The following is a 19694-nucleotide window of genomic DNA, read 5'->3' on the forward strand; positions in this document are numbered from 1 at the left end:
TCGATCCGGTGGATCCGATGGAAGGGACGGCCATGAACAAAGAAGACATGATCCTGATCAGCGTCGACGACCACACCGTCGAGCCGCCTGACATGTTCAAGAACCACCTCTCGAAGAAGTATCAGGACGACGCACCCCGGCTGGTGCACAACGCCGACGGTTCGGACATGTGGAAGTTCCGCGACACCGTCATCCCCAACGTGGCGCTCAATGCGGTGGCCGGACGGCCCAAAGAGGAGTACGGCATCGAGCCGACGGGGCTCGACGAGATCCGGCCGGGTTGTTACAACGTGGACGAGCGCGTCAAGGACATGAACGCCGGCGGGATCCTGGCCTCGATCTGCTTCCCCTCCTTCCCGGGTTTCGCGGGCCGCCTGTTCGCCACCGATGACCACGACTTCTCGATCGCACTGGTGCAGGCCTACAACGACTGGCACATCGACGAATGGTGCGGCGCCTACCCGGCGCGGTTCATCCCGATGGCGATACCGGTCATCTGGGACGCCGAGGCGTGCGCCGCCGAGGTGCGACGGGTCGCCAAGAAGGGTGTGCACGCCCTGACCTTCACCGAGAACCCGGCTGCGATGGGCTACCCCAGTTTCCACGACGACTATTGGGCCCCGCTGTGGAAGGCGTTGTGTGACACCGGCACCGTGATGAACGTGCACATCGGTTCCTCGGGGCGGCTGGCCATCACCGCGCCGGATGCGCCGATGGACGTGATGATCACGTTGCAGCCGATGAACATCGTGCAGGCCGCCGCCGATCTGTTGTGGTCCAAGCCGATCAAGGAATACCCGGACCTCAAGATCGCGCTCTCCGAGGGCGGAACCGGCTGGATCCCCTACTTCCTGGAGCGTGCGGACCGTACCTTCGAGATGCACTCCGCCTGGACGCACCAGGACTTCAAGGGCAAGCTGCCCAGCGAGGTTTTCCGCGACCACTTCCTGACCTGCTTCATCAGCGACAAGGTCGGCGTGGCGCTGCGCAACGAGATCGGCATCGACAACATCTGCTGGGAAGCCGACTACCCGCACAGCGACTCGATGTGGCCGGGCGCGCCGGAAGAGCTCTGGGATGTCTTGTCCATCAACAACGTTCCCGACGACGAAATCAACAAGATGACCTTCGAGAACGCCATGCGCTGGTACTCGTTCGACCCGTTCACGCACATTTCCCGCGAACAGGCGACCGTCGGTGCGCTGCGCAAATCCGCCGAGGGGCACGACGTGTCCATCAAGGCCAAGGGCCACGACAAGGACAGCCGAGGCGGCTCGTCCTTCGCGGATTTCGCGGCCAACGCCAAAGCCCTTACCGGCAACAAGGACTAGACAACGTCGCCGGAGGGCAAGTGCGCCCGTGGCGGTCGCAAGCGCGGCGCAGCCGGGCGCAGCGGGCCGACACTTAACGCCGGTGCATTTCGATCGAAGGAGAATGAGCAGTGCCCGGCGCTGGAATGAACTTTGAGCTGACCGATGACCAGGAATTGATCCGTCGGTCCGTCGCTGAACTGGCGCGCAAGTTCGACGACCAGTACTGGATGGAAAAAGACCAGGCGCACGAATTCCCGACCGAGTTCTACCGCGCCATCGCCGATGGCGGCTGGCTCGGCATGACCATCCCCACCGAATACGGCGGTCACGGACTGGGCATCACCGAGGCGACGATCCTGCTCGAGGAGGTCGCCAAGTCCGGTGGCGCCATGAACGCCGCCAGCTCGATTCACCTCTCCATCTTCGGCATGCAGCCGGTGGTGGTGCATGGTTCCGATGAGCTCAAGGCCCGGACGTTGCCCGCCGTCGCGACCGGTGAGGTGCACGTCTGCTTCGGCGTCACCGAACCCGGTGCCGGGCTTGACACCTCGCGTATCACCACGTTCGCGAAACGGGACGGCGATCGTTACATCGTCAACGGTCGCAAGGTTTGGATCTCCAAGGCGATGGAGTCCGACAAGATCCTGTTGCTCACCCGGACCCAGAGCTACGACGAGGTCACCAAGAAGACCGACGGGATGACGCTGTTCCTCACCGATCTTGATCGGAGCCGCATCGACATCCGTCCGATCCGCAAGATGGGCCGCAACGCCGTCAGCTCCAACGAATTGTTCATCGACAATCTCGAGGTGCCGGTCGAGGACCGAATCGGCGATGAGGGCAAGGGCTTCCAGTACATCCTCGACGGTCTCAACCCGGAGCGGATGCTGATCGCTGCCGAGGCCCTCGGCATCGGGCGGGTGGCCCTGGAAAAGGCGGTGAAGTACGGCAACGAGCGCGAGGTCTTCGGCCGGCCCATCGGCATGAACCAGGGATTGCAGTTCCCGCTCGCCGATTCACTGGCCCGCCTCGATGCCGCCGAGCTGATGTTGCGCAAGGCCACCTGGCTCTACGACAACGGCAAATCGTGTGGGCGCGAGGCCAATACGGCGAAGTATCTCTGCGCCGATGCCGGCTTCACCGCCGCGGACCGGGCCCTGCAAACCCACGGCGGCATGGGTTACGCCGAGGAGTACCACATCACCCGATACTTCCGCGAGGCTCGGCTGATGAAGATCGCGCCGGTCAGCCAGGAGATGATTTTGAACTTCCTGGGGGCCAACGTCCTGAAGTTGCCGAGAAGCTACTGATGGCTACTGCCGGTGGACGGCGGCATGACGATCTGACGCTCGTTCGACTCCGATGACCACAACCGATGGCCCCGTGCTGCTCTCCGAAGACCGCGACGGGGTGCGCACCCTCACGCTCAACCGGCCACGTCGCAAGAATGCGATCAATCCGGAACTGTGGCTCGCCCTGCGAGACGCGCTCGACGCCGCGGGCCACGATCCGGGCGTGCGCGCCCTGGTGATCACCGGTTCCGGGGGCAGTTTCTGCTCGGGCGCGGACATCTCGGCTCCCGAGGACATTCACCCGAAGTACAAGTTGCAGCGGTTGACCGACGTCGCGCTGGCCCTGCACGAGCTGTCCGTTCCCACGATCGCCAAGGTGACCGGGGTGGCCGTCGGCGCGGGCTGGAACCTGGCGCTGGGCTGCGACCTGGTGGTGGCCACGCCGGAATCGACGTTCTGCCAGATCTTTTCGAAGCGTGGCCTGTCGATCGACCTCGGCGGATCTTGGCTGTTGCCCAAAATTGTTGGCCTGCAACAGGCCAAGCGACTCGCGTTGCTGGCGGACACCATAGATGCCGAGGAGGCGTGTGCCCTCAACCTGGTGACCTGGGTGGTGTCCACGGCGGAAATCGACGCCTTCGTCGCGGATCTCGCCAACCGGTTGGCCGCGGGTCCGCCGATCGCGCTGGCCCACACCAAGGCCTTGCTGAACGAGGGCGCCGACCGCACCCTGCGTGACGCGCTGGCCAACGAGGCCCGCGCGCAGGGAGTCAACTTCGCAACGGCAGACACCGCCGCGGCCTATGCCGCTTTCGCGCAGCGGCGGGAGCCATCGTTTACTGGTCGGTGGGCCCTATCAAAATCTGATGTGAATTCGGGCGAGAAGCAATCGGAGTAGAGATATGCGTGAAACAGTCATCGTCGAGGCCGTGCGTACACCGGTGGGGAAGCGCAACGGCGCGCTGTCCGACATGCATGCCGCCGATCTCTCCGCGGTCGTCCTGACCGAACTCATCGAACGCACCGGCATCGGTCCCGACATCATCGACGACGTGGTCTGGGGCTGCGTGTCCCAGGTGGGCGACCAGTCCAGCAACATCGGCCGTTACGCGGTCCTGGCCGCGGGTTGGCCCGAGACCATCCCCGGCACCACCGTCAACCGTGCCTGCGGTTCCAGTCAGCAGGCGCTGGACTTCGCCGTGCAGGCGGTGATGTCCGGCCAGCAGGACGTCGTCGTGGCCGGTGGGGTCGAGGTCATGAGCCGCGTTCCGCTCGGTTCGGCCCGGGCCACCGGTATGCCGTATGGCCCGAAAGTCCTTGCCCGGTATGATGATTTCTCCTTCAACCAGGGCCTGTCGGCGGAGATGATCGCCAAGAAGTGGGGATTCTCGCGCACCCGCCTCGACGAATTCTCCGTCGAATCCCACGAGCGGGCCGCCGCGGCGCTGGACGGCGGCGCATTCACCGAGCAGATCGTGCCGGTCTTCGTCGACGGGGCCGACAACAACGTCTTCACCGCCGACGAGGGCGTGCGGCGCGGTAGCACCGTCGAGAAGCTCGGCACGCTCAAGCCGGCCTTCGCCGAAGACGGCGTGATCCACGCAGGCAACTCCTCACAGATCTCCGACGGTGCCGCCGCACTGCTGGTGACCACCGCCGAGATGGCGGTCGAACTGGGCCTGACCCCGATCGTGCGGTACCTGGCGGGTGCGGTGACCGGGGCGGACCCGGTGCTGATGCTCACCGGCCCCATCCCGGCCACCGAAAAGGTGCTGAGCAAGGCCGGTGTCGCCTTGTCCGACGTGGGCGTCTTCGAGGTCAACGAGGCCTTCGCGCCGGTGCCGCTGGCGTGGCTGGCGGAGACCGGGGCGGACCCGGCCCGGATGAATCCGCTGGGCGGCGCCATCGCCCTGGGGCACCCGCTGGGTGCATCCGGCGCGGTGCTGATGACGCGCATGGCGCATCACATGCGCGACAACGGGATTCGTTACGGCCTGCAGACCATGTGCGAGGGCGGTGGGACCGCCAACGCCACGCTGGTGGAGCTGGTGAGCTAACGGCGGCGGCCTGACGCGCGCAAAGAACGTGCACCACGTGACCCTTGTCACAGCGGCCAAACTAACCTACTGTGTGTTCACTAGGTTGGTTTTCCGACCTCGCTACAACATGGGTTGAGAGGGTTCTGGTGCCCGTCGCACGGCGATACGACACGCTCCTTGCCAAGGGCGAGGACCGCAAACAGCGGATTCTCGACGTCGCGCAGCGGCTGCTCACCCGCAACGGCTGGCGCAGCACCACGCTCGCCCAGATCGCCGGGGAAGCCGGGGTCACACCGGCGGGGCTGTTGCATCACTTCGAATCGAAGGAGCAGCTGCTGCACGCGGTGCTCGACGCCCGCGACCTCGATGACGACACCCACGCCGACCGGACCGGCGACCTGTTCGACCAGATCGCCGCGGTCGCTGACCGTATCCACCGGGCGCCCGAACTGGTGGGCACGTTCACGGTGCTGCTGGTCGAGAACATCCTTCCCGAGGCGCCGCTGCACGACCGCATGCTGTCCAGGTACCGGGCTGCTACCGACATCGTCGCCGATCTCATCCGTCGCGGTCAGGCCGACGGCCGATACCGCGACGACATAGACCCCGCCGTCAAGGCAGTAGAAATCCTCGCCTTCGTCCACGGAATGGAAACGACATGGTTACTCGATCCTTCGATACCGCTAGCCGACGCGTTCAAGCAGTACGCCGAGACACTGGCGCGGGATTTCGCGCCTCCGAAGAAGTCCGAGACGACATGAGGTACCGGCTCGACGTCGTCGCCGCCACCGTCCTGGACGTGGTGGGATTCGCCGGCGGCTGGATCTTCGACCGCTCGATGGCGGGTTGGGACGTCACCGTGCTGGTAGCCGACCACCCGGACGACCGGCCCCTGCAGATCATCGGCGCCCAGGTGCTCGACCTCGAAGAAGCGCTGGCGTCGGTGCAATCGCGGCCCCGTCCGCAGGCCCTGGCCGCCGCGGCGGACCTGTTCGGCTGCGACGCCCGGGTGCGCCAGGGCGTGCTGCAGGCCCTCGATCACGGCGTCACCGAGGTCACGCTGTGGGGGGAGAGCTGGCCGTCCGAGCTCGACGAGAGCGTGGGCCTGGTGCAACACCAGCTGAGCATGGCCGCGCAGACGTTCAAGGCCCAGGCGTTGGCGGCCGCGGCGGCACCGCACGCCCCGATCGGTCAGGTGGAGACCTTCCGCAGCGGGCTGCTGGCATGGCCATCGGTCGCCGCCGACCTGGTCCCCGCCAGCTAGCCGGTGCGGCCCGGGGACCTGCCACCACCCAGACCGGGCAATTTGCGCGCGTTTTGGCGCCGGGGCAGGGGCCCCGTCGTTGACGACCACCATCCCGTGTGAAAATGTAATACTCATCCGCGAGAGGCACGTTCTCACTAGCCGAGATTCAAGGAGCAGGAGATGGCGAACGAATTCTCCGAGCCGGACTTCTTCCGCGGCAGCGAGCTCATCGAGAACCCGTACCCCTACTACGAGGCGCTGCGCGAGCGCTGCCCCGTCACCCGGGAGAGCCATCACGACGTCACCATGATCACCGGTTGGGAAGAGGCATGCGCGGTGCTCAACGACGCCGAGACGTGGTCGTCGTGCATCTCGGTCACCGGTCCGTTTCCGGGATTTCCGGTGCCGATCGAGGGTGACGACATCACCGAGCTGATCGAGCAACATCGCGACGAGCTGCCGTTCAGCGATCAGCTGCCCACGCTCGATCCGCCGACCCACACCAACCACCGTTCCCTCATGATGCGGCTGATCACCCCCAAGCGCCTCAAGGAGAACGAGGACGCCATGTGGGCGCTCGCCGACCAGGCGCTCGACGAATTTCTCGCGCCGGGGCGGGGCGAGTGGATCAAGGGCTTCGCCGGACCGTTCACGCTGCTGGTCATCGCCGACCTGCTCGGGGTGCCGATGGAGGACCGCGACAAGTTCGTCAAGGGCATCGCTGAGCACGCGGGTGGCGGCATCGGCGGCACCAAGGGATCCCTGTCCCACAGCCCGCTGGAATTCCTCTACGGGCTGTTCTCCGACTACGTCACCGACCGCCGGCGCGAGCCCCGCGACGACGTGCTGACCGGTCTGGCCACAGCGACGTATCCCGACGGCTCGGTTCCCGACGTCGAAGACGTGGCGCGCGTCGCCGCCAACGTCTTCTCGGCGGGCCAGGAGACCACCGTGCGGCTGCTGGGTGCGTCTTTGCAGACGCTGGGGGAGCGCCCGGACATCCAGGCCCAGTTGCGCAAGGATCGCAGTCTGATCCCGAACTTCATCGAAGAGTCGCTGCGCCACGAGAGCCCGGTCAAGGGCGACTTCCGGATGAACCGGGTGCCCGTCAACGTCGGTGGTGTCGACCTGCCCGCCGGCACTACTGTGATGATCGTGCAAGCCGCAGCCAACCGTGATCCGCGCCGGTTCGAGGAACCCGCTACGTTCGATCCGGCCCGCAAGAACGCCCGCCAACACATCTCGTTTGGCCGCGGCATCCACAGCTGCCCCGGCGCACCGCTGGCACGAGCCGAAACACGCGTGGCGATCGAACGGTTGCTCGACCGCACGACGGACATCAGGATCGACGAGACGGTGCATGGACCGGCGAATGATCGCCGCTACCAATATGTTCCGACGTACATCCTGCGTGGCCTGACCGAACTGCACCTGGAGTTCACGCTGGCATGAAAGTTTGGGTAGACGACCAGAAGTGTCGCGGTCACGGCATGTGTCTCACGCTGTGTCCCGAGGTGTTCAGCCTGACCGACGACGGTTATGCCGAGGCCATAGATTCCGACGTTCCAACGGAATTGGAGGCGGCGGCCCAGGAGGCAATCCAATGTTGTCCCGAGCAGGCGATCAGCGATAAGTAGTCGAATACACGGGCGAGTAGGGAGATTCGAGTGGCAAAGGGCTATGTCATCCTCACCGAGGCGATCAAAGACCCGGAAGGCATGAAGGCATACGCCCAAGCCGCCGGATCGGCGATGAGTGGCGCCACCATTCTCGCGGTGGACACCTCACCCACAGTCATCGAAGGCGACTGGCACGGCGACCAGACCGTCGTTCTGGAATTCGAGTCGGTGGACGCCGCCCGGGCGTGGTACGAGTCCGAGGGCTACCAAAAGGCAGCGAAACTGCGGCAGGCGGCGGCCGACTGCAACGCGGTCATCCTCTCCGGATTCTGACCGCTACTCTCCGACGATGGAGATCGCCTGCCGAGGGCATTGACGGACGGCCTCGCGCACGTCGGCCTCGTTCTCAGGGGTCACTTCTTCCTGGTGAACCGTCAGCATGTCGTCGTCACCGAGCTCGAATATTTCGGGGTTGATGCCCATGCAGACGCCGTTGCTCTCGCAGAGTCCCCAATCGACTTCGATCTTCTTCGTCACCGCGACTCCCTTACCGAAGCACCTTGACGGGCACGTTCTTCCAGCCCGCGACGTTCTGCATGTTCACCCGTTTGCATCCCGCCCAGTCCACTTCGTAGCGGGGCATGAAGTCGAGCAGCCGCTCCAGAGCGATCCGACTTTCCAGGCGGGCCAGCGCGGCGCCGAGGCAGCTGTGGATCCCGTACCCGAGTCCGAGGTGCTGCGCCTCGGTCTGGTCACGCTCGATATCGAATGTGTCGGCGTCGGTGAACGCCTCCGGGTCGCGGTTCGCCGCGGCGCCGCAGAGGAATACGGGTTTGCCCGCGGGGATCACGCCGCCGCTGACGTGGGCCTCTTTGAGGGTGTAGCGCACGTTGTACTGCACCGGCCCCTCGTAGCGCAGTAGCTCTTCGACGGCCCCGGGAATCTTGTCGCGGTCCTCCTGCAGCTTCTGCCACTGGTCTGGGTGGTTGGCGAAGATGACCGCCGCGTTGCCCATGAGTTTGGTGACGGTCTCGGCGCCCGCGCCGCCCAGAAGGGTTGCGAATCCGCAGATCTCGATGTCGTCGAGCTTGCGGAGCTCGCCGTCTTCGCCCGGGATCTCCGCCGCGATCAGCCGGCTGATCATGTCTTCCTGCGGCTCCTGACGCCGCTCCTGGACCAGGCTGAAGTAGTACATCGCCGTATCGATGTTGGCCTGCATGCCGGCCTCGCTGATCTCGATCTGCCCCGGCTCGTGATGCAGGCTGGTGTCGATCCAGTGGCGAACCTGCTGGCGGTATTCCTCCGGCACGCCGGCCATCCGGGTGATGACCTCTACCGGGAACGGCCCGGAGAAGTCCTGCACGACGTCGAAATTGTCCGAGTCGACAGCGCCGAGGTACTTGTCGATGACCTCGATGATCGTCTCGCGCTGCGATTGAATGGCCCGCGGGGTGAAGGCCTTGTTGAGCAGGCTGCGCATGTGGCGGTGCTCCGGCGGGTCCATGAAGATGATCGACTTCTGCTCGGGGGCGATGCCCCGGCGCACCATCGCCAGGTCGCAGCCGCGCGCCGACGAATACGTCTCGAAGTCCTTGAACGCGGCCGCGACGTCTTCGTGTCGGGTCAGCGCGTAAAAATCCTCTTTCTCGTCGTAATACAGGGGCGCTTCCTCGCGCATCCGCCGATAGATGTCGAACGGATTGTTGAAGTAGTCCTCGGCGTACGGGTCGAAGACAACCTTCGGTTTTGTCACTGAATCCTCCTCAGCGGCGAGGTTGGGCTGAACCTTTACAGCGGAGTCCCTGACTGTAACGCTAACGGTAATACCTTCGTGACGAACCGGAAAGACCAAAACGCTGGTATTTCAAACCCTCTTCGCGACGTCGATCTTCTCGATGACGTCATCCAGCGCACCCAGCCCGTCGCCCAACTCCTCGGCGACACCACGGACGACGGCCAGGTCTTTACCGACGAAGTCGCCGGCGACCTCGATGAATGACGCGACGCAACCGCCTGCAGCGACGAGGTTCAGCACGCGACTGGTCGCGCTGCCGTGCTGTAAGGCGGTCAGCAACGTCGATTCCGGCACGCCGAGCCGTTCTCCCAGTCGAATTGATTCGGCAAGCAGCCCGATCTGGGCCGCGAACAGTGCATTGTTGACCAGCTTCACCTTCTGGCCGGCACCCGTCGGCCCGACGTGCAGGACGGGATCTCCATAGCAACCCAGCAGTGGCCGCACCCGGTCAACCGCTTGGTCGGCGCCTCCCACGAACAGCGTGAGCCGGCCGGCCTCGATGTCGTGCGGGCCCCCGCTGACCGCGGCGTCGACGACGTCAATCCCGTTGGCGCGCTCTGCGACGGCCTCGATGGTGTTCGGGTTCGCGGTGGTGTGCACCACCAACGTCGAACCGGGCGGCATGCTCGGCAGCAGTGCGGTGTCCAGGCAGACATCCCGCACCTGTTGGTCGGTGAACACGCAGAGCACCACCACATCGGCGTCCGCACCGGCTTCGGCTGCCTCGTTGACCGCCCGCGCGCCCAGTTGCTGGACTTCGCTGCGCTTTTCGGCGCTCCGGCCCAGCGCGTTAACCTCGTGACCGGCCGCTACCAGACGGCCCATCATGGGGCGACCCATCCGCCCCGCGCCGATGAATCCGACCCTCACCGGGGATGGTCCATCAGGGCCAGCGCCGCGTCGGCCGCATCGAGCACGGCACCGCCGCTCGCCCCGACCCCGCCGGCGAGGTCGACCACCAGCCGGACGTCCTTCTGGAGCAGCCCCCCTGCGACACCGGCCAGCCTGTCCAGGCCGCCGATACCGCCGAGAGCGTTGAGCGCGAAGCTGTTTCCGCTACTGCGCGAGACCACCTCGGTGAGACGGTCCGGCTCGACGCCCAGCTCTTCGGCCAGGGACAGGGCGGTGGCCGCCGTGGCCAGGTTGGCGGTGAACAACAGGTTGTTCAGCAGCTTCGTGGTTTGTCCGGAACCCAGTTCGCCGAGGTGGACGACCGGATCGGCATAGGTTTCGAAGATCGGACGACAGCGTTCGACGACGTCGGTGTCACCGCCGACCATCACCAGTAGCCGGCCCCCGGCCGCCGCGCCTCCGCCTCCGCTCACCGGCGCGTCGATGACGGAAACACCGTGCGGGGCGGCCTTGTTCGCGAGCTCACGGCAGGTGTTTGGGTGCACCGTGCTGTGTACGGCGATGACGCCGCCGGGTTGCATCGTCGTCAATAATCCGTTTTCGCCGCAGGCGAGTTCGTCGATGTCGGCGTCGCCGGTCACGCAGAGGCACACCAGATCACTGGCCGCGGCGAGTGCGGCCGGAGACCCGGCGATCTTGGCCGGGGAGTCGCCGAACGCCTCGAGGGCCTCCGGTCTGCGCGCCCACAGCGTGGTGGGGTATCCGCCCTCGGCGATCCGCCGCGCCATGGGTCCGCCCTGGCTGCCCAAGCCGATGAATCCGACGCGCATCACCCTGCCTCCTCGTCCGCCGAGCGTGACGCTGCAGCCACGCTCGGGCTCGAAGATGACTGTGGCGTCACGTTCGAGGGGCCGTCTGGGCGTGAGGCCGCCTCGGCCACGCATTCCCGCACGAAGTCAAGGACTTTCGAGTGATAGTCGGGGGCGGCATGGCTGAGGCTAATGTTGTGCCCGGCGTCCGGTTGTCGATGCACGACGAACCGCGGCGCCCCGGCGAACAGCGCGCCGACCTCGGTCACCGCCGCATCGTCGGTCTGCCAAACCTTTTCGTGCTCGGCGATGCTGAAGTGCACCGGGACGCGCACGGCGGGCGCGAGCTCCGGAAAAGTCTGTCGTGCCCAGTTCGACACCATCTGGTCCTCGTAAGACGGAGCCGACGGCGAAACCGTGGCGCCGCCGAGAACCTCCGGCGGATACAGCCCCTCTGGGCTCCACAGCAATTCGCGCATGCCCGACGGGCGGCGTTCGCGGGTAGCCGTTTTCAGTATTTCCTTCGCCGCGGGGTGGTAGTGCCGGCCGGTGCCCGCGAGCTCGATGCCGAGCAGGTCGGCACCCCGAGCGTCGGCGGCCAACCGTATCGTCAGCTCGCAACCGCCCGAATGACCCCACACGAATACGCCCGCGCCACGTGGTCGTTCGCCGAGGATGCGATCGACAGCGCCGTAAGCGAGCTTGACGCGCTGCTCGCCGGAGACCATCGCCTCCGGATAGGGCGCCGAGCTCCCATAGCCGGGCCGATCCAGTGCCACCACGGTGAATCCGGCCGCCGCGCCCGTCCGCGCCAGCGAGTACGACGGATGACCGGGGCAGTCGAAATACATTGCGGTGGTGCCGCCCCCGTGAATCGCCACGATGACGGCCGTGGGGTCGTCGGCTTCGGCGACCAATGCCGACATCGGTACCCCGTCGACGATCACCAGCCGGGGACGGGGAGTGGTCATCACGCGTCGGCCCGCAGCAACAGCACGCCGCTGGGAGTGAGGCCGCCACTGCTGACCACACCGACGCGGGCGCCTGCGACCTGGCGATCACCCGCCTCGCCGCGCAGCTGGGTGATCGCCTCGTGCAGCAGTCCCATGCCGTGCGTCCGGCCGTGCGAAAGTTGGCCGCCATGGGTGTTCAGCGGCAACAGGCCGTCGCGCGCAACGTTCTTGCCGCCGTCCAGGAAGTCCTTGGCCTCCCCGATCCCGCAGAAGCCGAGCGCCTCGATCCAGGACAGGCAGTTGAACGTGAAGCCGTCGTACAGTTCGGCGACGTCGACGTCGTCGGGGCGCAGCGAGGTGCGGGTCCACACGTGCGCCGCCTGACCGAGCACCTGCGGCTCGTGCGTGAGAGTGCTTTGGTCCCAGTCGATCCGCTCGACGATCTGGGTACCCACCGCCTCCACGAAGACGGGCGGCTTGGGCATATCGCGGGCGGCGTCGACGGCGGAAACGACGACGGCGATCGCCCCGTCGCACGGCACGTCGCAGTCGTACAGGCCGAACGGCGTGGTGATGGGCCGCGCGTTCAGGTAGTCGTCCATCGTCATCGGAGACCGGTAAATGGCGGTCGGGTTGAGTTCGGCGTTGGCCCGTTGATTCAACGCGATCCAGCCCAGGGTTTCCCTGGTGGTGCCGTACCGGTGGAAGTGCCGCTGCGCGTTCATCGCCAGGGTGTGCGCCGCAGAGGTGGCGCCGAAGGGCATCTGCCAGCCCGACATCCCGCCCATGGACGGGACGATCTTGCCCTGCTTCATCAGCTCACCGTGGGTGGCTTCCCATAGCGTGCGGAAGCACAACACGTGCCGTGCCAGCCCGCAGGCGATCGCCAGCATCGCCGAGATCACTGAACCGCCGGGGCCGAAGGTCTCCATGGTGCCGTTGTGCCACGTCGGCCGGATCCCCAGCGCGGCCTCCAGCGCGGTGACCCCGCCTTCGCCCATGCCCGCGACGTTGATCGGGCCAGGGTAGGTCGACAGGCCGTCGATGTCGGCGAGGGTGAGCCCGGCGTCGGCGATCGCCGCCTCGCACGCGTCGATGGTGAGCGACAGCGCCGGCACCATCAACCGCCGCCCGACCTGTGACATACCGATCCCCGTCAGGGCGGCCTTGTCCTCGAACTTCTCCCGCGTGAGCATGGGTTGGATGTATTCGCCAAAGCGTTCCGGCGCGATCTCATCGTCGGGTAGGGGAGCGGACCGCCCGTCGGCGCTCGGCTTGAACAGCGGAAACCACACGTCCTCGACCTGCTCGAAGACGACCTCGACCTGCTGACCGAGTTCGAGCTGATCGGGTTCGCACTCGACGATGTTGGTAGTCAACCGAACCCGGGGATCCTCGGCGATCGCCACCTGCGCGATGACGTAGGGCGCCGCCAGCCCGGGCAGGCTGAACCGCTCGTTGATGGTGAATCCGGCGAGCATCGCCCTGCCGGAGACCTCCCGCACGCCCACATCGCGCGAGCGGCAGTACCGGCACACCGGCGCCGGCGGGTGGATCAGCGATTCACAGCTCTGGCATTCCTGGAGCCGTAGTTTTCCGTCGGCGCCCGAGGTCCAGAAGAATTCGTTCTCCTGCGTGACCTGGGGCAATGGGCGGCCCGGTACTGCTGACACGTCACCTCCGGGAGTCGCACGGCCGGCCCGGTAGGGCCATTATGCAAATTGGAGAATTACGTTATCACCATAGGCAGGCGCGATCCAGACACATTGGCAGTGCTCCTGCTGCAGGTCAGGCCAACTGGGGCGCACGCCGTCAGTACGGCACCCAGGTGCCGGTGAAATAGGTCCCCCATTGGTGAAAGCCGGCATTCCACATCGGTTCGTTCGGTGACCACCATGGCCGCGGCGGAGGGGGTGGTGGCACGTCCTGCGCCGCAAATGGCGGGGCGTACACCGGCGGAGCCGTGTACCAGTCCGGCATCGCCGGTGGCGGTTTGCACTCCCACGTCGACACGTTCCACGACATGTTGGGATCGCACTGCGCCGAGCTGATCGCCGGCGTGGCAATCACCGCGACGGTCATCGCCATGAAGGCGACCGCAATGACAGCGGTCAGACGACCAAATAACCACCTCATGGTGGGCCTCCCCTTGGGGCCATTCCGACCCCGGCTGGTGCCAGCTTATTCCGTCGATACCGCGGCGACCAGAGAAATCCATCTGCGCGACGCAACACCGAGCTGGGTTGTCGTGGTGTTTCCGGTCGGCCGCGCGTTATGCTCGCGGGCGCGGTATCAAGTACTTAACATTCGGAGGGCTGGTTGCTCGACGCAGAGAAGGTCCTGATCACCGGGGCGACCGGCAAGATCGCGTTTCCGATCGCGCGTGCCCTGGCGGCGGCAGGAAACGAGGTGTGGGGCGCCGCGCGCCTGAAAGATCCCGCGGCCCGTCAAAAACTTGTGGACGCCGGGATCAAGCCCGTGGCGCTGGATGTCAGCGCAGGCGACTTCTCAGCTCTTCCCAACGATTTCACCTACGTCTTTCATGCGGCCGTGGACCCGGGCACCGACGACTGGAACCGCTGCGTTGAAACGAACGCACAGAACTCGGGCGAATTGCTCTACCACTGCCGCGCCGCAAAGGGTTTCGTCTTCTGCTCCACCGGCTCGATCTACGCCTATCAGGGCCGCCGACCGCTGACCGAGACCGATCCGCCGGGGGCACCGCTGCGGGCGAACTACAGCTTCTCCAAGGTTGCCGCGGAAGCGGTGTGCACCTGGATCGCCAAGCGCTATCAGGTTCCGCTCACCATCATCCGGATCTGCTCGACGTATGGACCCCAGGGCGGTGCGCCGGCCGATCGTCTCGATGCGATGTTGGCGGGCAAGCCCATTCGGCTGCATCCCGACAAGCCGAACAACTACAACCCCATCTACGAAGACGACTACGTGGAGCTGGGTATCCGCGCTTTGGAAGTCGCCGCGGTGCCGCCCGTCGTGGTGAACTGGGCCGGTAGCGAGACCGTCAGCGTGGAGGAGTACTGCGCGTTCATGGGTGAGCTGGTGGGTGTCGAACCGATCTTCGAGTACACGCCCGAGGCGCACACCCCGCTGTGGCCGGACGTCACCCACATGCACGACGTTCTCGGCCGCACCAAGGTGCCCTGGCGCGACGGGTTCCGGCGCATGGTCGCGGCTCGCCATCCCGAAATCGCGGTGCCAGAACATGATTCGATGAGACCCTGAGGACTGACGCCATGCATCTTCCCGGTACGCCATCGGATGAGGTCTCCGAGATCCTCGCCACCGGGGGTGGCGATATCACCACCCTGTTCGTCTCGATGGCGATCCGCCACCCCGAGGGAAAGGACGCCGAGTACCTGCGCTGGCACAGCCTGGACCACCGCCCCGAGCAACACCGCCTGGCCGCGGTGCGCGCTTCGTTGCGCCTGGTGTCCACACCGGCCTGCCGTGCCGCACGCGCGCTCGACAAGGGGCCCTTGGACGCGGTCGACCATGTGATGACGTACTTCTTCACCGACACGGCCGGACTGCAAGATTTCAATGAGCTGTCAACGGCATTGGGCAATGCCGGCCGCAAACTTCCGCTGTTGCCACCGGTGGAGCGCGGCGTGTACGAGGTGCAACGCAAAGCGGCCGCGCCGCGCGCCAGGGTCGGGTCCGACGTCCTGCCCTGGCTGCCCGTGCGGGGGGCGTTCGTGGTGGTCGAGCGGGGATCGGCACCGCCGAACCGGTTGGTGGAGGTCGACGGCGTCGCCGGTGCCTGGTCCGCGTTGTCGCGCCGGGTCGACGCCAGCCTGGCCAGTGCCGGAGAGAACCAGACGATCACCTACTGCTTCCTGGACGACGATCCCATCGCCACCGCCGAACGGCTGCGCCCGGTGCTGAAGGACCGCTGGGCCAAGTCAGACATCGAACCCCTGTTCGCCGCACCGTTTTTCGCTGTCGTTCCATACGAGTGGGATCGGTATGTGCCATAGGGGAGGGGTCGCGTGCGCATCGGCTTGATGGTTGGTTCTGACAAGGAGCGCTCGCGCGCGGATCGGCTAACCGGACTGATCGACGACGGTGTCGCTGCCGAAATCGACGGGTTCACCGCGTTTTGGATGCCGCAGGTCCCCGGCTACCTCGACGCCATGACCGCGGTGGCCCTGATCGGGCAGGCGACCGGTCGCATCGAGATCGGAACGGCGGTCGTTCCGATTCAGACTCGCCATCCGATGATCATGGCGCAACAAGCCTTGACCACCCAGGTGGCGTGCGGCGGCCGGTTCACGCTCGGCATCGGGCCCTCGCATCACTGGATCGTCAACTCGCAACTGGGCTTGCCTTATGATCGCCCGGCGCACCTCATGATGGACTACCTCGCCGTGCTCGACGCGTCCTTCGCCGGGCCGGGGACAGTCGATGTCGACAACGAAAGCTATTGCCTCCATTCGCCGGTCGACGTCACGGACGCATTCGAGATGCCGGTGCTGTTATCGGCGCTCGGGCCCACCATGCTGCGAATCGCCGGTGAGCGGGCCGGGGGCACCATCCTCTGGATGGCGGACGAGCGAGCAATCGGAGACCACGTCGTTCCGCGCATCACTGCGGCGGCCGACCGGGCCGGGCGGGACGCGCCGCGGATCGTCGCCGGTGTTCCCGTCGCGCTCTGCTCGGACAGCGACACGGACGACGCTCGCGCCTATGCCAGCGAGGTACTCGGCCACGCGGACTTCTCGCCGAACTATGTGCGGTTGCTGCAGCACGGTGACGCCGAAGACGTCGGCGACACGATGGCGGCCGGCGACGAGCCGGCCGTCCTGGCTCGGCTGCGCCGCTACCGGGACGCGGGCGTCACCGACCTGGCCGTGCGAATCGTGCCGCTGGGCAAGGACATCAGCGAGCGGGCCGAATCGCGGCGCCGGACCCAGGAGTTCCTGTCGTCCCTCTGCCCGGCTCTGTGATCAGCGTGACGGCAGTCCGAGGACACGCTGGGCGATGATGTTGCGCTGAATCTCCGACGTGCCGCCCGCGATGGTGCCCGCGTAGCTGCTGATGTAACGCGCGAACCAGCTGGCGGTGAAAAGGTCGGGCGCGTAAGGGTTGTACGGGGCGGTCAGCATTCTGTCCGGTAATCCGTCGACCCCGGCCGCGTCCAGTGCGTGCCGCAGCGCGCTCTGCTCGGCCTCCGAACCGAACACCTTCAACACGGACAACGCGGCCACGTCCACTTCACCGCGGGCCGCTCGGCCCAGCGCGGCCGATCCGAGCAGCCGCAACGCGTAGTAGTCCATCACGATGGTGCCGTAGTGGTCCGCGTTCACCTCATCGGCCGGCCGGTAGTCCTCGAGCAGTTGCTCGAGCCGGTTCGCGAAGGCCATCCACATCAGGGTGCGCTCGTGGCCGAGCGAGCCGTTGGCGACCTGCCACCCGCCATTGAGCGGGCCGACCAGGTTGTCCGCGGGCACCCGGACATCGTTGAAGAACACCTCGTTGAAATCCAGCTCGTCTGAGTCATAGACCGACGGGAAGGGGCGACGGACCACCCCGGGAGTATCGGTCGGGATGAGGAGCGCGCTGATTCCCTTGTGGCGGTGTGCGTTCGGGTCCGTGCGCACGAAGGTCAGGATGACGTCGGCGTCGTGGGCGCCGGACGTCCATACCTTCTGCCCGTTGACCACGAACTCGTCGCCGGCCAACTCCGCCTTGGTGCGCAGCCCGGCGAGGTCAGAGCCGGCTCCGGGTTCGCTCATTCCCAGCGATGCCGTCTTGTCGGCTCGCAGGATCGGAATGGCCCAACCCCGCTTCTGCTCTTCGGTGCCGAAGGACAACAGCGATGCCGCGATGATGCCGACGCCTTGAGGATTGAAGCAGTGATAGATCCGGCGCCGTGACAGCTCCTCGCGATGCACGAACTGCTGCAAAATGTTTGCGTTGCGGCCGCCGAATTCCGGTGGATTGCCCGGCAGTAGCCACCCGTGGTCGAACTGGAGCCGCTGCCAGCGGCGCGACCATTCGGGCACGTGCGAGGTCGACGAAGGCCGCTCCGCGGCTTGAGCCTGCGTGGGCAGATGTTCGGTGAGGAAGTCGACGAACTCCGCGCGGAACACCTCCACTTCGGCGTCAAAGGTGAGTTGCACGGCACTACTTTTCCGGGCCGGGACCGCTCAGCGCGTGAATCCCCACTCTGCCTCGTTCTCTTCGGTTTTGAGGTGCTCGGCCGGATCCTCGGTGTCGGCGAGTGGCGGCGCAGATGCGCGCGAGGTGCGCTGACCGATTTCGGTGATGGCGTGCACGGGGCAGTCGAGCAGCGCCCGCATGACCGCGTCGCGATCCGGCTCGGCCACCGTGCCGTCCCCGATCAGGGATGCGTATCCCCAGTCGTCCAGCGAGAAGTATCCCGGGGCGTGCTTGGCGCAGATGCCGAAGCCGTCGCAAATGGTGCGGTCCAGACGGATTTTCATGCTTGCCTCACAGGTTCCGCCTCGTAGGGACGGTCCGCGCGGAACGCGCCGGGTGTGCAGTCCGGACACGTGCCGTCGAGATGCGCCGTGACTTCGTCCGGGAACTGATCGAGCAGGCTGGCGGCTATGTTGGTGGCGGCATCCAATGTTGCGCACGCGCCGCGTCCGCGCAGCAGTACCGACCAACGGCGCAACCGTTCGACATCTTCTGTCGTCGCGGCGCCGTCGCGCAGCGCCCCGGCCGCCGCGGCCATCGCCGCCGTTCCGTTGAAGCACGATCCGCATTGCCCGGCGTTTTCGCGGTCGAAATAAGCGAGCACCGATGCCGCGACCGCAACGGGGCAGTCGTCGGTGATGACCGAGATCGCGCCGCAGCCCAAACCGCTGCCGACGCGTCGCATCGTCTCGTGGTCCAGGGTTGTCTCCAATACGGAGCGGTTGAGCAGACCGGCGAAGTAGCCGCCCATCAACGCGCCCCGCACCTGGTCGGCTGAAACACCGTGCACGGTAAGCAATTCGGTGAACCCCAAGCCGTGAGGGAGTTCGTAGAGCACCGGCGGCTTACCGGCCCCGGTGATGGTGGCCAGGAAGGTGCCGGGCGACAACGTCGTGCCTTGCGACCGGTAATCAGCCGTGCCGTGGCACTGCAGGTAAGGCAGGTTCGCCAGGGTCTCGACGTTGCTCACCAAGGTGGGCCGGTCGCCGACTCCCGCTTCGAAGGGGCGCGGCGGTTTGTCGGTCGGCTTGGCCGGGCCGCCGTTGATCGCCCGAACGGCGGCGGTCTCCTCGCCGGCGACGTAACCCGGTTGCACGGTGAGCATGTCGACCGCGACGCCGAGCGCACCGGATTCCAGTTCGCCGAGCGCGGATTCGACGCTGTGCGCCGCCTCCGGGTCGGACACGTAGATGTAGGCACGGTCGGCGGCGACGATCGTCGCGGCGAGCCGCAGCCCGTCCAGAACCAGGTGGGGTCGATTGCGCAGCAGCCAGCGGTCCTTGACCGAAGCCGGTTCGCCCTCTTCGCCATTCGCGACGACGACGGGAATACCCAGCGAGCGTCCGTTGTTGCGCACCGTCCGCAGCTTCACCGCCAGGGGAAACGCCGCGCCGCCGCGCCCGATAAGGCCGCTGGAATCGATTTCGCTCAGGAATGCGTCGGGGTCGTCAAGCGGGCGGTAGCCGCCGAGCCTGCGATAGGTTGCCAGATCTTCGCGGGCCGCACCGGTGTGCTCACTCAGCAGCCGCGGCGTGCACCCGGGGAAGGTCGCGGTGGTGATGGTTGTGGACTCGGTGGTGTTCAAAGCTGGCC

22 protein-coding genes are annotated in these 19694 nt (G+C 66.2%); 12 read left to right on the top strand and 10 right to left on the bottom strand.

Going from position 1 to position 19694, the window contains the following annotated elements; genetic code table 11:
* The first annotated feature begins 32 nt into the window (after positions 1 to 32).
* The 9 genes from A5708_RS24085 (at position 33) to A5708_RS24125 (ending at position 7842) form a co-directional block, all read left to right on the top strand.
* Positions 33 to 1331, top strand: a complete 1299-nt coding sequence (locus tag A5708_RS24085; protein ID WP_065031098.1) for an amidohydrolase family protein — start codon at positions 33 to 35, stop codon at positions 1329 to 1331.
* Positions 1332 to 1456: 125 nt separating this feature from the next.
* Positions 1457 to 2623 carry an acyl-CoA dehydrogenase family protein gene (locus A5708_RS24090; RefSeq protein ID WP_065031018.1) on the top strand — a complete coding sequence of 389 codons (1167 nt, stop codon included), beginning with the start codon at positions 1457 to 1459 and terminating at the stop codon, positions 2621 to 2623.
* Positions 2624 to 2675: 52 nt separating this feature from the next.
* Positions 2676 to 3503 (top strand): enoyl-CoA hydratase/isomerase family protein, encoded by an 828-nt coding sequence (locus A5708_RS24095; RefSeq protein WP_065031019.1) that lies wholly within the window; start codon positions 2676 to 2678, stop codon positions 3501 to 3503.
* Positions 3504 to 3507: 4 nt separating this feature from the next.
* Positions 3508 to 4662, top strand: a complete 1155-nt coding sequence (locus A5708_RS24100) for a thiolase family protein (protein ID WP_065031020.1) — start codon at positions 3508 to 3510, stop codon at positions 4660 to 4662.
* 128 nt (positions 4663 to 4790) lie between these two features.
* Positions 4791 to 5405, top strand: coding sequence for a TetR/AcrR family transcriptional regulator (locus A5708_RS24105; protein ID WP_064951214.1), 615 nt, complete (start codon positions 4791 to 4793; stop codon positions 5403 to 5405).
* Complete coding sequence (locus tag A5708_RS24110) at positions 5402 to 5908, top strand: hypothetical protein (protein WP_065031021.1); 507 nt, start codon at positions 5402 to 5404, stop codon at positions 5906 to 5908. The genes A5708_RS24105 and A5708_RS24110 overlap by 4 nt, the downstream gene beginning before the upstream one ends.
* Before the next feature lie 162 nt (positions 5909 to 6070).
* Positions 6071 to 7342, top strand: a complete 1272-nt coding sequence (locus tag A5708_RS24115) for a cytochrome P450 (protein WP_065031022.1) — start codon at positions 6071 to 6073, stop codon at positions 7340 to 7342.
* Entirely contained in the window at positions 7339 to 7527 is a 189-nt protein-coding gene (locus tag A5708_RS24120; protein WP_065031023.1) for a ferredoxin, read from the top strand. Before A5708_RS24115 ends, A5708_RS24120 begins: the two co-directional genes overlap by 4 nt.
* A gap of 30 nt (positions 7528 to 7557) precedes the next feature.
* Entirely contained in the window at positions 7558 to 7842 is a 285-nt protein-coding gene (locus A5708_RS24125) for a DUF1330 domain-containing protein (RefSeq protein WP_065031024.1), read from the top strand.
* Positions 7843 to 7845: 3 nt separating this feature from the next.
* Here A5708_RS24125 and A5708_RS24130 read toward each other — a convergent pair whose 3' ends face one another.
* The 7 genes from A5708_RS24130 to A5708_RS24160 form a co-directional block, all read right to left on the bottom strand.
* Positions 7846 to 8046, bottom strand: a complete 201-nt coding sequence (locus tag A5708_RS24130; protein ID WP_065031025.1) for a ferredoxin — start codon at positions 8044 to 8046, stop codon at positions 7846 to 7848.
* A gap of 10 nt (positions 8047 to 8056) precedes the next feature.
* Positions 8057 to 9262 (bottom strand): cytochrome P450, encoded by a 1206-nt coding sequence (locus A5708_RS24135; protein ID WP_065031026.1) that lies wholly within the window; start codon positions 9260 to 9262, stop codon positions 8057 to 8059.
* A 111-nt stretch (positions 9263 to 9373) separates the two neighbouring features.
* A complete protein-coding gene (locus tag A5708_RS24140) occupies positions 9374 to 10174 on the bottom strand; it encodes an NAD(P)-dependent oxidoreductase (RefSeq protein WP_081293072.1) in 801 nt (266 codons plus the stop codon).
* The gene (locus tag A5708_RS24145; protein ID WP_065031028.1) at positions 10171 to 10986 is read right to left on the bottom strand and encodes an NAD(P)-dependent oxidoreductase; all 816 of its coding nucleotides are present in this window, start codon (positions 10984 to 10986) and stop codon (positions 10171 to 10173) included. Before A5708_RS24145 ends, A5708_RS24140 begins: the two co-directional genes overlap by 4 nt.
* On the bottom strand, positions 10986 to 11936 hold the full coding sequence (locus A5708_RS24150) for an alpha/beta hydrolase (protein ID WP_065031029.1): 951 nt from the start codon (positions 11934 to 11936) through the stop codon (positions 10986 to 10988). The genes A5708_RS24145 and A5708_RS24150 overlap by 1 nt, the downstream gene beginning before the upstream one ends.
* Positions 11936 to 13591: a thiolase C-terminal domain-containing protein gene (locus tag A5708_RS24155; protein ID WP_065031030.1), complete on the bottom strand. Its 1656-nt coding sequence runs from the start codon at positions 13589 to 13591 to the stop codon at positions 11936 to 11938. The genes A5708_RS24150 and A5708_RS24155 overlap by 1 nt, the downstream gene beginning before the upstream one ends.
* A gap of 139 nt (positions 13592 to 13730) precedes the next feature.
* Complete coding sequence (locus A5708_RS24160; RefSeq protein ID WP_065031031.1) at positions 13731 to 14054, bottom strand: hypothetical protein; 324 nt, start codon at positions 14052 to 14054, stop codon at positions 13731 to 13733.
* Between the two features lie 183 nt (positions 14055 to 14237).
* Between A5708_RS24160 and A5708_RS24165 the strand changes: the two genes are divergently transcribed.
* From A5708_RS24165 to A5708_RS24175, 3 genes are read left to right on the top strand one after another with little or no spacing between them, the layout of a single operon-like run.
* Positions 14238 to 15161, top strand: a complete 924-nt coding sequence (locus tag A5708_RS24165; RefSeq protein WP_065031032.1) for an NAD-dependent epimerase/dehydratase family protein — start codon at positions 14238 to 14240, stop codon at positions 15159 to 15161.
* Positions 15162 to 15172: 11 nt separating this feature from the next.
* Complete coding sequence (locus tag A5708_RS24170; RefSeq protein ID WP_065031033.1) at positions 15173 to 15916, top strand: hypothetical protein; 744 nt, start codon at positions 15173 to 15175, stop codon at positions 15914 to 15916.
* 12 nt (positions 15917 to 15928) lie between these two features.
* Positions 15929 to 16885, top strand: coding sequence for an LLM class F420-dependent oxidoreductase (locus A5708_RS24175; RefSeq protein ID WP_065031034.1), 957 nt, complete (start codon positions 15929 to 15931; stop codon positions 16883 to 16885).
* Here A5708_RS24175 and A5708_RS24180 read toward each other — a convergent pair whose 3' ends face one another.
* Genes A5708_RS24180 through A5708_RS24190 form a run of 3 tightly spaced genes read right to left on the bottom strand, consistent with a single transcriptional unit; the run spans position 16886 to position 19686 of the window.
* Positions 16886 to 18061, bottom strand: a complete 1176-nt coding sequence (locus A5708_RS24180; protein ID WP_065031035.1) for an acyl-CoA dehydrogenase family protein — start codon at positions 18059 to 18061, stop codon at positions 16886 to 16888.
* A gap of 27 nt (positions 18062 to 18088) precedes the next feature.
* Complete coding sequence (locus A5708_RS24185) at positions 18089 to 18385, bottom strand: ferredoxin (protein ID WP_065031036.1); 297 nt, start codon at positions 18383 to 18385, stop codon at positions 18089 to 18091.
* A complete protein-coding gene (locus tag A5708_RS24190) occupies positions 18382 to 19686 on the bottom strand; it encodes an NADH-ubiquinone oxidoreductase-F iron-sulfur binding region domain-containing protein (protein WP_065031037.1) in 1305 nt (434 codons plus the stop codon). The genes A5708_RS24185 and A5708_RS24190 overlap by 4 nt, the downstream gene beginning before the upstream one ends.
* Between the last annotated feature and the right edge of the window lie 8 nt (positions 19687 to 19694).

Source organism: Mycobacterium colombiense, from assembly GCF_001672755.1.
GTDB lineage: Bacteria > Actinomycetota > Actinomycetes > Mycobacteriales > Mycobacteriaceae > Mycobacterium > Mycobacterium colombiense_C.

Excerpts from the sequence above, each read along its gene's own strand:
- A5708_RS24085 (WP_065031098.1), top strand. The coding sequence starts at position 33 with ATGAACAAAGAAGACATGATCCTGATCAGCGTCGACGACCACACCGTC.
- A5708_RS24090 (WP_065031018.1), top strand. The coding sequence starts at position 1,457 with ATGAACTTTGAGCTGACCGATGACCAGGAATTGATCCGTCGGTCCGTC.
- A5708_RS24095 (WP_065031019.1), top strand. The coding sequence starts at position 2,676 with ATGACCACAACCGATGGCCCCGTGCTGCTCTCCGAAGACCGCGACGGG.
- A5708_RS24100 (WP_065031020.1), top strand. The coding sequence starts at position 3,508 with ATGCGTGAAACAGTCATCGTCGAGGCCGTGCGTACACCGGTGGGGAAG.
- A5708_RS24110 (WP_065031021.1), top strand. The coding sequence starts at position 5,402 with ATGAGGTACCGGCTCGACGTCGTCGCCGCCACCGTCCTGGACGTGGTG.
- A5708_RS24115 (WP_065031022.1), top strand. The coding sequence starts at position 6,071 with ATGGCGAACGAATTCTCCGAGCCGGACTTCTTCCGCGGCAGCGAGCTC.
- A5708_RS24120 (WP_065031023.1), top strand. The coding sequence starts at position 7,339 with ATGAAAGTTTGGGTAGACGACCAGAAGTGTCGCGGTCACGGCATGTGT.
- A5708_RS24145 (WP_065031028.1), bottom strand. The coding sequence starts at position 10,986 with ATGCGCGTCGGATTCATCGGCTTGGGCAGCCAGGGCGGACCCATGGCG.
- A5708_RS24150 (WP_065031029.1), bottom strand. The coding sequence starts at position 11,936 with ATGACCACTCCCCGTCCCCGGCTGGTGATCGTCGACGGGGTACCGATG.
- A5708_RS24160 (WP_065031031.1), bottom strand. The coding sequence starts at position 14,054 with ATGAGGTGGTTATTTGGTCGTCTGACCGCTGTCATTGCGGTCGCCTTC.
- A5708_RS24170 (WP_065031033.1), top strand. The coding sequence starts at position 15,173 with ATGCATCTTCCCGGTACGCCATCGGATGAGGTCTCCGAGATCCTCGCC.
- A5708_RS24185 (WP_065031036.1), bottom strand. The coding sequence starts at position 18,385 with ATGAAAATCCGTCTGGACCGCACCATTTGCGACGGCTTCGGCATCTGC.